Annotated in this window: 14 protein-coding genes; 9 read left to right on the forward strand and 5 right to left on the reverse strand. The window is 64.8% G+C overall.

The window, feature by feature from the left end:
• The first annotated feature begins 78 nt into the window (after positions 1-78).
• The 5 genes from DCO45_RS06605 (at position 79) to DCO45_RS06625 (ending at position 4,607) form a co-directional block, all read left to right on the forward strand.
• The gene (locus DCO45_RS06605; RefSeq protein ID WP_116925071.1) at positions 79-792 is read left to right on the forward strand and encodes an ABC transporter ATP-binding protein; all 714 of its coding nucleotides are present in this window, start codon (positions 79-81) and stop codon (positions 790-792) included.
• A 128-nt stretch (positions 793-920) separates the two neighbouring features.
• Positions 921-1,517, forward strand: coding sequence for a phosphatase PAP2 family protein (locus DCO45_RS06610; protein ID WP_116925072.1), 597 nt, complete (start codon positions 921-923; stop codon positions 1,515-1,517).
• A gap of 3 nt (positions 1,518-1,520) precedes the next feature.
• Entirely contained in the window at positions 1,521-3,137 is a 1,617-nt protein-coding gene (locus DCO45_RS06615; RefSeq protein WP_116925073.1) for a glycosyltransferase family 39 protein, read from the forward strand.
• 108 nt (positions 3,138-3,245) lie between these two features.
• Complete coding sequence (locus DCO45_RS06620; RefSeq protein ID WP_232539579.1) at positions 3,246-3,809, forward strand: NADPH-dependent FMN reductase; 564 nt, start codon at positions 3,246-3,248, stop codon at positions 3,807-3,809.
• A 129-nt stretch (positions 3,810-3,938) separates the two neighbouring features.
• On the forward strand, positions 3,939-4,607 hold the full coding sequence (locus tag DCO45_RS06625; protein WP_116925074.1) for a dienelactone hydrolase family protein: 669 nt from the start codon (positions 3,939-3,941) through the stop codon (positions 4,605-4,607).
• A gap of 9 nt (positions 4,608-4,616) precedes the next feature.
• Here the strand turns inward: DCO45_RS06625 and DCO45_RS06630 are convergent, their stop codons facing one another.
• The 5 genes from DCO45_RS06630 to DCO45_RS06650 all read right to left on the reverse strand — a co-directional run bounded on the left by DCO45_RS06630 (position 4,617) and on the right by DCO45_RS06650 (position 8,233).
• A complete protein-coding gene (locus DCO45_RS06630; RefSeq protein ID WP_116925075.1) occupies positions 4,617-5,441 on the reverse strand; it encodes a M90 family metallopeptidase in 825 nt (274 codons plus the stop codon).
• A gap of 4 nt (positions 5,442-5,445) precedes the next feature.
• Positions 5,446-6,306 carry a UDP-2,3-diacylglucosamine diphosphatase gene (locus DCO45_RS06635; protein ID WP_116925076.1) on the reverse strand — a complete coding sequence of 287 codons (861 nt, stop codon included), beginning with the start codon at positions 6,304-6,306 and terminating at the stop codon, positions 5,446-5,448.
• A gap of 17 nt (positions 6,307-6,323) precedes the next feature.
• Positions 6,324-6,830: a peptidylprolyl isomerase gene (locus DCO45_RS06640; RefSeq protein WP_116925077.1), complete on the reverse strand. Its 507-nt coding sequence runs from the start codon at positions 6,828-6,830 to the stop codon at positions 6,324-6,326.
• 68 nt (positions 6,831-6,898) lie between these two features.
• Positions 6,899-7,426: a peptidylprolyl isomerase gene (locus DCO45_RS06645; RefSeq protein ID WP_021026743.1), complete on the reverse strand. Its 528-nt coding sequence runs from the start codon at positions 7,424-7,426 to the stop codon at positions 6,899-6,901.
• 240 nt (positions 7,427-7,666) lie between these two features.
• Complete coding sequence (locus tag DCO45_RS06650; RefSeq protein ID WP_243419265.1) at positions 7,667-8,233, reverse strand: tetratricopeptide repeat protein; 567 nt, start codon at positions 8,231-8,233, stop codon at positions 7,667-7,669.
• Positions 8,234-8,548: 315 nt separating this feature from the next.
• On the opposite strand from DCO45_RS06650, the gene cysS reads away from it, so the two are divergent.
• The 4 genes from cysS (at position 8,549) to tilS (ending at position 12,749) form a co-directional block, all read left to right on the forward strand.
• On the forward strand, positions 8,549-9,934 hold the full coding sequence (gene cysS / locus DCO45_RS06655; RefSeq protein ID WP_116925080.1) for a cysteine--tRNA ligase: 1,386 nt from the start codon (positions 8,549-8,551) through the stop codon (positions 9,932-9,934).
• Positions 9,935-9,991: 57 nt separating this feature from the next.
• Positions 9,992-10,642, forward strand: a complete 651-nt coding sequence (locus DCO45_RS06660) for a DNA-3-methyladenine glycosylase (RefSeq protein ID WP_116925081.1) — start codon at positions 9,992-9,994, stop codon at positions 10,640-10,642.
• Between the two features lie 77 nt (positions 10,643-10,719).
• On the forward strand, positions 10,720-11,694 hold the full coding sequence (locus DCO45_RS06665) for an acetyl-CoA carboxylase carboxyltransferase subunit alpha (RefSeq protein ID WP_116925082.1): 975 nt from the start codon (positions 10,720-10,722) through the stop codon (positions 11,692-11,694).
• An 83-nt stretch (positions 11,695-11,777) separates the two neighbouring features.
• Positions 11,778-12,749 (forward strand): tRNA lysidine(34) synthetase TilS, encoded by a 972-nt coding sequence (gene tilS / locus DCO45_RS06670; protein ID WP_116925083.1) that lies wholly within the window; start codon positions 11,778-11,780, stop codon positions 12,747-12,749.
• Positions 12,750-12,805: the final 56 nt, after the last annotated feature.

Raw genomic sequence — 12,805 nt, forward strand, 5'->3', positions numbered from 1 at the left:
ATTGACAACGCTACGATGCTGCGCAGACACCGGCGTCGCGTGACGGGTGTTCGATCATTGGAGGAAAGATTGGTTGTCATGACAGATGCAGTGCTTTCTCAATCGCAGGCGCCTGAGGCGGTGTTGGTGGCCCAGGGCCTGGGTAAATCGGTCTCGGATTCGACTGGCAGTTTGACCATTCTGCGTGATGTGGACTTTAGCATCGCGCAGGGGGAAACCGTGGCGATTGTCGGTGCATCGGGCTCGGGCAAAAGCACCTTGCTGTCGATCCTGGCGGGCCTCGATACCCCCAGCGTGGGCACGGTGCGGATTGCTGGCCAGGACCTGTTTGCGCTGAGCGAAGACGACCGGGCAGCGCTGCGTGCGCGCACGATGGGATTTGTGTTTCAGAACTTTCAATTGATGGGCAATTTGACGGCGCTGGAAAACGTGATGCTGCCCCTCGAGTTGGCAGGCCAGCGCGATGCCCGCAAGCAGGCGACTGCCATGCTCGAGCGCGTGGGCCTGGGCCAGCGCCTCGCCCACTACCCCAAGCTGCTGTCGGGTGGCGAGCAGCAGCGCGTGGCACTGGCCCGCGCCTTTGTCGTGCAGCCCGCCGTGCTGCTGGCCGACGAGCCCACCGGCAGCCTGGACTTTGCCACCGGCGAAGCGGTTATGCAGCTGGTGATGGACCTGAACCGCGAGGCGGGTACGACCCTGATCATGGTCACGCACGACCGGGCCATTGCCGCCCAGTGCCAGCGCGTGATCACTATCGCCGCCGGCGCCGTCGTGCAAGACAGCCGCATTTAAATTCTTTATCGTCTTTTTTTATGCATTAAGACATCGGTAAGCTCCGCCCGCCACAGTGCCCACCTACAGATTGCGCTGTTGCCGGGTGAACTCCCATCCAGAGCGGCCTTCTGCGCGAGGGGCTTGCGATGGATGCATTGAATCTGCAATGGTTTGCATGGATGGCTGGGGGCTTTGGGCCCACCGCCTGGGTGTTGGCGCTGGCCCGCTGGCTGGGCATGGACGGCGTTGCGCTGGCCGGGGCGGCGCTGCTGTGGCTGTGGTGGAAGCGGCCGGCGGACCGCCTGTACCTGCTGGGCAGCCTGCTGTGCTGCGCCGCTGCCGTGCTGCTGGCGCACCGGCTCGCCGTCTGGCTGGGGCATCCTCGCCCCTTTGTAATGGGGCTGAGCCCCGCCTATATTGACCATGCCGCCCGGGGCTCACTGCCCAGCGCGCATGCCAGCGCACTCTTTACCCTGGGATTTTGCCTGCTGTGGTTGCGGCAGTTGCGCCTGGGCGGCGCGGCCATCGTGGCCGTGGCGCTGGCGGTGAGCTGGGGCCGGGTGTACTGCGGCGTGCATTTTCCACTCGATATTGCAGCCGGCGCTGCGCTGGGCGGGGTGATCGCGCTGTTGTTCGGCTGGCTGTGGCGGCATGCCGGGCCGGTGGTGCAAGATCCTGCTGACCTGGCTCTGCAGGGCGCTGCAGCGCCACGCCCATCGCCGCTACCCGCATCGGTGGAATAAGGCATGAACAGTCTCGCTTCTGCGCGGGCCGTGCCTGCCCGCGTTGCTTGGTCGATCCAGGTCCGCATGGCACTCTTGCTAGCGCTGTGGCTGCTGGCGCTGGCCTGGCTGCGGCCGCTCAGCGATCCGGATGAGGGCAGGTACGCTGTGGCTGCCTTGCAGATGCTGCGCAGCGGCGACTGGGTGACGCCTGCGCTCAACGGCCTGCCGTTTTTCCACAAGCCGCCGCTGTACTACTGGCTCGCTGCTACGGGCTTGCAGGTCGCGGGCGTCCATGAATGGGTGGCGCGCCTGCCGTCGCTGCTGGGCGCATGGCTGGCGGCAATGTCCTTGTTCGCCCTGCTCAAACGCTATGCCAGCCAGTCGGTAGCCGTGGCTGCTGCCGTGGTGCTGGTGACCATGCCCTACACCTACCTGGCCGCGCAGTACGCCAATATGGACATGCTGCTGGCCGGCTGCCTGACGGCCTGCATCTGCAGCGCTGCGATGGCGACCCTGGAGGCGCGCCAGGCGTCGGGCCGCATCCGGGGCATGGCGTGGATGGGCTGGCTGGCTGCGGCCGGTGCCTGGGCCGGGCTGGGCTTTTTGGCCAAGGGCCTGATTGCGCTGGTGCTGCCCGGCATGGTCTGGGCCCTCTGGCTGGTCTGGGACCGGCGCTGGCGCCAATGGTGGCTGCCTTTGCATGCCGCGGCATGGCTGCCGGTGCTGCTGATTGCCGGCCCCTGGGTGTTCATGGCGCAAGAGCGCCACAGCGGCTTTTTCCACTACTTTTTTGTCACCCAGCACTTTCAGCGCTACACCGGCAGCAGCTTCAACAACCCCCAGCCCTGGTGGTTCTATGGTGCGGTGATCGCACTGGCCGCCTTGCCTTGGACGGGCTGGGCGCTGGCTGCTGGCTGGCGCAGCTGGAGGCGCAGGCGTCTGGACGGATCGGCTGCGAAGCCAGCAGCACGGCCGGCCGAGCAGACCTTGGTGCAAAGCCTGGACCGGCTGATGCTGGTCTGGTTTGCCGTCATCGTGCTGTTCTTCTCGGTGCCGCACAGCAAGATCGTGGGCTATGTGCTGCCTGCGCTGCCACCGCTGGCCTATGCGGTGGTGCGGCTGGTGCAAGCCGCTGGCTGGCAGCGCTGGGGCCGGCATACGGCGGCGTTGGCCGCGCTGTTGTGTGTGGCGCTGGCCGTGGCGCTGGGCACGGTGGCTGTGCCTGCCAAGGCCCAATGGCGCGCACTGCGCAGCCTGCCGGTGCAGTCGGCGGACCGCGTGGTGATGCTTGAGCACCTGTACTACGAAGTGCCTTTTTACCTGCCCGCCATGGCCGATCCGCTGGTGGTGGACGACTGGAGCACCGAGGACCAGCAGGCCGACAACTGGAAGAAGGAGCTGAGCGATGCTGCGCAGTTTGCGCCGCAGCTGGGCAGCCGTGTCTTGCTGGATGCGCAGAGCTTGCAAGCCTATGCCTGCGCGCATCCGCAGCAGCGCCTGTGGGTCGTTGGCAGCGCCGAGGCGGCCCAGCGCCAGATGCCGGCGCTGGCCACTGCCGCAGCGGCCCTGCATTTGGGCAGCACCCAGGTCTGGCAATTGCAGGCGGGCCAGGCCTGCGACCGAGGCACGGGCCGTTGAGTCACAGCGCGGCCATGGCCGCGCTGTTCGCGTTGGACTACATCGGTTGTCGCCAAGCAGGGGTATAACCAGAGGCTTTCCTATCCTCTGCATGTCCTGAAAGTGAGAATGACTGTGGCAAAACCCCAAATCGGCGTGATCGTTGGCAGCAACAGCAAGACCTCGATCAACAAGCAACTGGCGCATGGCCTGGTCAACCTGGTGCAGAACCAGGCGGACTTCGAGTTCCTGGACCTGAGCGCGCTGCCGTTCTACAACCGCGACGACGATGCCGACGCCTATCCGGCGGCATTTACCGCTTTCAAAGACAAGGTGCGCAGCAAGAACGGCATCCTGTTTGTGACGCCCGAGCACAACCGCTCGGTGCCGGCCTACCTGAAAAACGCGTTGGACGGCGCCAGCCGCCCCTATGGCAGTGGCGCATGGAACGGCATCCCCGCCGGCATCATAGGCACCTCGACCGGTGGTCCGGCCACCTCGATGGCCCAGCAGCATTTGCGCAATATTCTGGTGTTTCTGGACATGCCGGCGATGGCGCAGCCCGAGGGCTTTATCCGCTGGACCGATGGCCTGATCAGTGCCGATGGCAAGGTGGCCGAGGCCAGCGAAAAGTTTTTGCGCAGCTACATGGAGCGCTTTCTGGCCTGGGTGGCTCTGCACCCGAAGAAATAAGCCATCAGCGCTGGGTAGGGGGCTGCCGTCGCTGGCAATGGCGCCCACCGCAACGCGTTTTGCTGTGGTTGCCACCATGGTTGCCAGGGCTGCGGTACGATGCAGCCAATTTTTTTGACCAGGGCTGCCATGTTGAACCTTCCCCTTCACCACCTGTACCGCGCCGCTGCGGTGGATACCCCAGCACCTTGGCTGCTGGTGCTGATGCATGGCGTGGGCAGCAATGAGCAGGATCTATTTGGCCTGGCGGGCATGGTGCCGCCGGCTTTCCATGTGCTGAGCCTGCGCGCGCCCTACACCTTGGGGCCCAGCAGCTATGCCTGGTTCCAGTTTGGCGTGAACCCCGACGGCAGCCGCACCATCGATACCGCGCAGGAGAAAGCCAGCCGCGCGCTCGTCGCCCAGACCTGCGCCGAGGCGGCACAGGCCTTGCAGATACCGGCCCAGCGGCTGGTGGTGGGTGGTTTCAGCCAGGGCGGCATCATGTCGCTCTCGGCGCTATTGACCCAGCCGCAGCTGCTGCAGGCCATCATGGTGTGGCACAGCCGCCTGTTGCCCGAGATTGCGGCCGAGCAGGTCGCGCCCGCGCAACTGGCTGGCCATCAAGCCTGGATCAGCCATGGCACCGCCGACAATGTGATTCCACTGGCGCAGGCCCATGCGATTCGCGCGGCGCTGCAAGCTACGCCTGTTGACTTGGCGTACCACGAGTACCCCTGCCGCCATGAGCTGCACCCGCAAGAGCTGCAGGACAGCATGGCCTGGCTGCAGGCTCTGACGCAGGCGCAGCGCGGCTAAGGTCAGTATTTAGCCTGCGTCCGGCCGGAACAGCCCGGCCAGCATGCGGTCGAGCTGCGGCCATTCCTGTGCGAACTGGCTGCGGTTGACAAAGAAGGCCTCGCACGCCACCGCAAAGAACTCGGCCGGGGCGGTGGCGCCATAGCTGTCCAGCCAGGGCGCGGGCTCGCCAAAGCGCTGGGATTTGGCAATCGCATGGCCAAAGGCCGCAAAGGCCGATGCCCAGGTGCGCTCCCAGGTCTGGCGTGCTTCGGCGGCGCTCGCCAGGCCCAGAAAATGGCCGGGCAGCGAGGGGTAGCCATCGGCACCGCCATTGCGCATATCGATCTTGTGGCAGAACTCGTGGATGACGACGCTGGTGCCGCGCGCGTTTTGCTGCAGCGGATCTTGCGCAATGGCTGCCCAGCTGAGCGTGACGGGGCCATGCTGCATCGCTTCGCCTTCGAGCATCATGCGCCGGTGCGATACCAGGCCCGCCTCGTCATGCATGTCGCGCGCAGCCACCATCGTGCCCGGGTGCACGACAATGCCGACAAAATCATCGTAGAGCGCGATGGCCTGCTGCGCCTCACCCCGGTGGAGCAGCGGCACGCAGGCCTGCGCGGCTATAGTCAGCGCCATCGCATCGCTCACCACCAGGCCATGGGCACCCGAGAATTGTTTTTGGCGCAGAAACAGTGCGCTCAAGGCGCGCAGCTTGGCTTTTTCTTCCAGCGACAGCGCCTCGAGGAACGGGTATTTTTGCAGCACCTGCAACCACAGGGCGGCGGGGATTTCGGGCACGGGGCGCGCCAGCGCGCGCAGGCGTGACCAGGTGCGGTGCAGCCAGGCCATGGGATCAGTGCGCGCCGGGCTGTGGAGGCCGGGCCAGGTAATCGGCCAGCGCGATGCGCTGCTGGCCGGCGGCGTCGATGCGCAGCACTTCGGCGCGGGCGGGTTCCAGGTCGGTGTCCCAGTCGCTCAGCACCAGGCGCTCGTGGCCCGCATCCAGCGCGTGGCGGGCAGGGCGGTGGGTGTGGCCGTGGATCAGTGTGGGCGCCTGGGCCTGTTGCAACCAGGCGAGGGCGGCCTGGGTATCCACATCGGCGGTGATCACTTCGCGCATGCGGCGCGCCTCGCTCTGGCTGCGCATGGCGCCAGCGAGCTGGCGGCGCTGGGCCAGCGGCTGGGCCAGAATCTGCTGCTGCCAGGCGGGGCTGCGTGCCACCGCACGAAAACGCTGGTATTCGGTATCTTCCACGCACAGCGCATCGCCATGGCTGAGCAGCCAGCGCTGGCCGAGAAAAGTGAGGCAGCTGGGATCGGGCAGCAATTGCATGCCGCTGCGCTCGGCAAACTGCGCGCCGATGAGAAAGTCGCGGTTGCCATGCATGAAGAAGACGGCGCGCTGGCCACTGGCCTCGCGCAGGCTCTGGGCGCAGGCCGCTTCAAAGCTGCCGGCCTCGTCAAGCGCATCGTCGCCGACCCAGGCTTCAAACAAATCGCCCAGCATGAAGATCGCATCTGCCGTACTGGCTTGCAGGTACTGCTGCCAGCTGTGCCAGGTCTGTGGCAGCTGGGGTTGCAGATGCAGATCGGAGATGAATTCGATGCTGCGCCAGGCGGGGGGCGCAGCGAAGGCATGGACTGCCGTGGTGGCCAACTGGGCGCGCAGCGCCTCATGGGGGTCTGCGGCGCGGGTGTCGGTCGGGCTGTCCATGCAAATGGAGGCGCCTATTACAGGGCCACAGCCTTTTCGATCAGCACTTCTTCCTTGGGCACGTCTTGGTGCATGCCCTTGGAGCCGGTCTTGACGGCCTTGATCTTGTCGATCACGTCGTTGCCCTTGACCACCTTGCCGAACACGGCATAGCCCCAGCCGCTAGGGGTGGGCGAGGTGTGGTTGAGGAAGTCGTTCTTGGCGACGTTGATGAAGAACTGGGCCGTTGCCGAATGGGGATCGCTGGTGCGGGCCATGGCTACGGTGTACTGGTCGTTCTTCAGGCCGTTTTGCGCTTCGTTCTGAATCGGAGCCTGGGTGGACTTCTGGTCCATGCCCGATGCAAAGCCGCCGCCCTGGATCATGAAGCTGTTGATCACGCGGTGGAAGATCGTGCCGTCATAGTGGCCGCTCTTGACGTAGCTCAGAAAGTTCTCGGTGGACTTGGGCGCTTTGTCTGCGTCGAGTTCCAGCGTGATGACGCCGTGGTCTTTGATATGCAGTTCAACTTGTGGATTGGTCATGGTGTGTTTCCTGTTGAGAAAGGTGGGAAGGGCACCGCTGGCCGGGTTGGGGCCAACGGCAGGGCCATTTACTTGACGACGGTGGCCGACTTGATGATGACCGGGGTCTTGGGCACGTTCTGGTGCGGGCCGGCATTGCCGGTTTGCACGGCCTTGATCTTGTCGACCACATCATTGCCGCTGACGACCTTGCCAAACACCGCATAGCCGTGGCCATCGGGGTTGGGGGCATTCAGCGAATCGTTGTTCTGCACATTGATGAAGAACTGCGCGGTGGCCGAGTCGGGAACCGCCGTGCGGGCCATCGCGATGGTATAGGTGTTGTTCTTGAGGCCGTTGTTGGCCTCCAGCGGGATCGGCGAGCGCGCAGGCTTTTGCTGCATATCGGGGGTGAAGCCGCCGCCCTGGATCATGAAGTTGCCGATCACGCGGTGGAAGATCGTGCCGTCGTAGAACTTGTCGTTCACGTACTGCAGGAAGTTGGCCACCGTCTTGGGCGCTTTTTCTGGATTGAGCTCGACCACGATGTCGCCCATCGAGGTCGCCAGCTTCACGCGGGGCTGGTCCGCTGCTTGTGCGGCGCTGGTCAGCAACATGCCGCCGGCCAGTGCCAGGCCGCCCAGAATGGAAAGAGTGTGTCGTTTGGAAGGCATCGGTTTCCTCTGTCGTTGTATACGGTAGATGTCCAGTGCAGGGCGCTGCGGGGTCCGCAAGACATCCTGCGCTGCGCGCAAATCTTGGGCGGTGCACGGTGTGCGTTGCATCGTGTGCGTTGCACGGTGTGCGTTTGCACCGAGTTGAGGGCCAACGGTGCAAGATTCAAGGCAAGGCCCTTACTATTTTGCGTCGGGCGCCGCTGCTGGGGCAGCCGGCGCGGCGGCAGCGGGTGCTGCAGCAGCGGCAGGTTGGGCCCTGGTTACCAAGAGGCGCAGGCTGCTGATCTTGGGCTGCAGCCTGGCTTGCTGGGCCGGCGCCAGCGTGCTGGCCTTGCTCAGCGACTGCTCGGCCAGGCGAATATAGATATCGCCCAGGTTTTCATAGGCGGTGGCATAGCCGGGGTTGGCCCGCACCGCATCTTGCAGCGCGCGGCTGGCTTTTTCCAGCTGGTTGTTCTGGGCGTAGAGCACGGCCAGGTTGTTGTAGGGCTCGGGCAGTTCGGGGTATTCCTGCACCAGCTTCTCGAACGTTGCCGTGGCCTCGTCACGCTGGCCTGCATTCATCTGGGCCACACCCTGCAAAAAGCGCCATTGCGGGTCACGCGGGGCTTGCTGGATCTTGGGCTCCAACTGCTCCAGTGCCAGGGCATTTTGGCCCGACTGGATCAGCTTTTCCACGGCCGAGTAATCGTCCGCATAGGCGGCGCCGCAGCTCAGCGCAAGTGCCAGCAAGGCGGCACGGGGCATCAGGGGGGAGAAAAGGCAACTGACTAACTTCATAGGGTTCGGGCGCGCTGGGCGCGTGCAAGTGGCCTGCAGGCTTATACTGCAGCGCATTGTAGCTGAGGGGGCTGGCGCCCCGGAACGACGGGCGGCCATGGTTTGCAGGGCATGGTCTCGGGCATCAGCTACCATACACGGTTCGGCGGTTCCTGCCGGGCGGCGGTGCCCAGGCAGGCGCTGCCAAACCCGTGCCCCAGCCTCTGTCAAGAGGATGGACGCGGAACGGGGTAGGGCGCCAGGCGTCTTTCCCTCTCTCAACCACAACCACGCTAATTTTTCATGAGTTTGCGCATCTACAACACGCTTTCGCGTGCGCTGGAGTCATTTGTTCCGATTGAGCAGGGCCATGTCCGCATGTATGTATGCGGCATGACGGTCTATGACCTCTGTCACCTGGGACATGCGCGCTCGATGCTGGCGTTTGATGTGGTGCAGCGCTGGTTGCGCGTCAGCGGCCTGAAGGTGACCTATGTGCGCAATGTCACCGACATTGAGGACAAGATCATCCGCCGCGCCGTGGAAAACGGCGAGACCATCCGCAGCCTGACCGACCGCATGATCGAGGCCCTGCACCAGGATGCCGATGCGCTGGGCATCGAGCGGCCCACGCATGAGCCCCGTGCCACCGAATACGTGCCGCAGATGCTGTCCATCATCTCGCAGCTGGAAGAAAAAGGCCTGGCCTACCGCACAGAAGGCGGCGATGTGAACTATGCCGTGCGCAAGTTCGCCGGTTACGGCAAGCTGTCGGGCAAGTCGCTCGACGAGCTCAATGCCGGTGAGCGCGTGGCCGTGCAGGACGGCAAGGACGACCCGCTGGATTTTGTGCTGTGGAAGAGCGCCAAGCCGACCGAGCCCGACGAGGCCAAGTGGCAAAGCAGCTATGGCACGGGCCGGCCGGGATGGCACATCGAGTGCTCGGCGATGAGCTGCGCGCTGCTGGGCGAGACCTTCGACATCCATGGCGGCGGCGCTGACCTGCAGTTCCCCCACCACGAAAACGAGATTGCCCAGAGTGAGGGCGCGCACGGCCAGCCGCTGGCCAAGATGTGGATGCACAACGGCTTCATCAATGTAGACAACGAGAAGATGTCCAAGTCGCTGGGTAATTTCTTCACGATCCGCGATGTGCTCAAGCGCTACGACGCCGAGACCATCCGCTTCTTTGTCGTGCGCACCCACTACCGCAGCCCGCTCAACTACAGCGATGTGCACCTGGACGACGCCCGCAATGCGTTGAAGCGCCTCTATACCGCGCTGAGCTTGGTCGCCGCCGAGCCGGTGGCCATCGACTGGAGCCACCCGAGTGCGGCGCGCTTCAAGGCGGCGATGGACGAGGACTTTGGCACGCCCGAAGCGGTGGCGGTCCTGTTTGAGCTGGCTGCCGAGGTCAACCGCAGCAAGTCGCCTGCGGTGGCTGGCCTGCTCAAGGCGCTGGCGGCCACGCTGGGCCTGCTGCAGGCCGACCCTGCCGCCTACCTGCAAGCGGGCGCTAGCGTGGATGCGGCCTATGTGGAGGCACAGATTGCGCTGCGCGCCGCTGCCAAGGCGGCCAAGAACTATGCGGAATCGGACCGCATCCGCGCCGAGCTGCTGGCCCAGGGGGTGGAGCTCAAGGACTCTGCGCAAGGCACGACCTGGACGGTAGTCCAGGCGGGCGCCTGATGCGCGCTCTGGGTGGTGTGAACCCGGCATTGGCATTGAAGCCGAGCGTCTAGCCGTATGCCTGGTATCAGCAACAAGCCGCTGTCAGCGGAGGATTGGGCCGTGGCCTGCAAGCACCTGGCCCGCAAGGACCGGGTGATGCGCCGGCTCGCCCCGCTGTATGCCGGCGAGATGCTGCGCCGCGAAGCAGACGGCTTTGCGCTGCTGGTGCGCTCGGTGGTCTGGCAGCAGCTGTCGGACCACTCGGCGCGCCAGCTGTGGAAGCGGCTGGTGGCGGCGCTTGGGTCGGCTAGCCCCAAGGCCATGCTGGCCTTGACGGATGAGGCCGCCAAGGCCATCCGCCTGCCCCAGCGCAAGCTGGGCTATCTGCGTGATCTGGCCGCGTGGTTTGTGCAAGAGCCCAAGGACGCGCTGTCCTGGGTGCATGTCGATGACGACGCGGTCATCGAGCAGCTGATGGCGCAGCGCGGGCTGGCGCGCTGGGGTGCGGAGATGTTTTTGCTGTTCCATCTGGGGCGGCCCAATGTGCTGGCCATTGATGATGCGGCGCTCCTGCAGGGCATCAGCGACCATTATTTTTCGGGCGAGGCCGTCAGCCGCAGCGATGCGCGCGAGGTGGCGCAGGCCTGGCAACCCTGGGCGAGTGTCGCGGCCTGGCTGATCTGGCGCTCCCAGAATGCCATGCCACTGGGGCAGGATGCAGATTGATCTGGTTTGGCCGCATGCGGTTACACTGTCGGTCGTTATGAGAAGGCTGCCTGCGGCTTTTCTCGAGGAGAATCATTTTGGCGAAAAGAACATTCCTGGATTTCGAGCAACCGATTGCGGAGCTGGAAACCAAAATTGATGAACTGCGCTATGTGCAAAGCGAAAGCGCAGTAGATATCTCTGAAGAGATTGATCAGCTCAGCAAGAAAAGCCAGCAGCTGACCAAGGACATCTACAGCGAGCTTTCCCCCTGGCAGATCACCAAGATCGCACGCCACCCCGAGCGTCCCTACACCCTGGACTATGTGAACGAGATCTTCACCGATTTCGTCGAAATGCATGGCGACCGCCACTTTGCCGACGACCTGTCCATTGTGGGCGGCTTGGCACGTTTCAATGGCAACCCCTGCATGGTAGTGGGTCACCAAAAGGGCCGTGACACCAAGGAGCGCACCTTGCGCAACTTTGGCATGAGCAAGCCCGAGGGCTACCGCAAGGCGCTGCGCCTGATGAAGACCGCCGAGAAGTTCAAGCTGCCGGTGTTCACCTTTGTCGACACACCCGGTGCCTACCCCGGCATCGATGCCGAAGAGCGCGGCCAGTCCGAAGCCATTGGCCGCAACATCTATGAAATGGCGCAGCTGGAAGTGCCGATCATCTCCACCATCATCGGTGAAGGTGGCTCGGGCGGCGCGCTGGGTATCTCGGTGGCCGACCAGGTGCTGATGCTGCAGTACTCGGTGTACTCGACCATCAGCCCCGAAGGCTGCGCCTCCATCCTGTGGAAGACCAGCGACAAGGCCCAGGAAGCGGCGGACGCCATGGGTATCACCGCCCACCGCCTCAAGGCCCTGGGCCTGATCGACAAGATCATCCACGAGCCCGTCGGTGGCGCCCACCGTGACCACAAGCAAATGGCGGCGCTGCTCAAGCGCGGCCTGAGCGATGCCTTCCGCCAGCTGGCTGACCTCAAGCCCGCCGAGCTGCTGGACCGCCGCTACGAGCGCCTGCAAAGCTATGGCCGTTTCTCGGACACCAAGGCTGAGCACTGATACGCGCTGCCGGCCGCCGCTGATGCTGCGCCGTTGCTGCCAAGCCTCCCTTCGCGGAGGCTTTTTGCTGTGGGGCGCGGGCCATGGCTGAGCCCGCTATTGTTGCCGCGCTGAACGGCTGGCAGCCCGCACTGCCGCTGGCTGTGGCCTACAGCGGCGGAGCCGATTCCACCGCCTTGCTCTGGGCCTGCCTGCAGCGCTTTCCCGGCCAGGTGCATGCCTTCCACATCAACCATGGGCTGCAGGCCGCAGCCGCGGTGTTTGAATCGCATTGCCGCGCCCAGTGCGCGGCCTGGGGGGTGCCGCTGCAGGTGGTGGCAGTGAATGCCCATGCGCAGCCCGGCCAAAGCCCGGAGGATGCGGCCCGCATTGCGCGCTACCAGGCGCTGACCCAGGCCGTGCTGGCTTGCGCCAATGCAGGGCAGGGCCGTATCCAGACCATCGCACTGGCCCAGCATGCCGATGACCAGGTCGAAACCGTGGTGCTGGCGCTGTCGCGCGGCGCTGGGGTGGCCGGCCTGGCGGGCATGCGCCCGCAGTGGCAGCGCGCCGGTCTTCAGTGGGCGCGGCCTTATCTGGGCCTGGGCAGTGCGCAGATCCGCGCTGACCTGGCTGCGCTGGGCATCGCCTGGGTGGAAGACCCGAGCAATACCGACACCCGCTACACACGCAACCGCATCCGCCAGCAGGTGATGCCCGGCCTGGCGCAGGCCTTTCCGCAGATCGCGCAGACGGTGGCGCGCAGCAGCGCAAACGCGGCGCAGGCGGCCGAGCTGCTCGATGACCTGGCGCAGATCGACCTGCAGGCCACCGGCGCGCCGCCGCGCATCGGCGCGCTGCAGGCGCTGAGCGAGGCGCGCATGGCCAATGTGCTGCGCTACTGGCTGCGCACGGCCCATGACCAAACGCCGAGCGCTGCACAGCTGGCGCAACTGCAGCAGCAGCTGCAGCGCTGCACCACGCGGGGCCACCAAATCCATATAAAAGTGGGCCGTGGGTATATACAGCGCCACAGAGATGTCATCGATTGGTACAATCCGCCAGTTTTGGTCTGACTAATGTACGATTCCGACGGCGTGCCAAAACACTTTGCATCAACGCCGAGCTTCGT

Origin of the sequence: Comamonas sp. JNW (genome assembly GCF_003105075.1) — a bacterium.
GTDB lineage: Bacteria > Pseudomonadota > Gammaproteobacteria > Burkholderiales > Burkholderiaceae_C > Comamonas > Comamonas squillarum.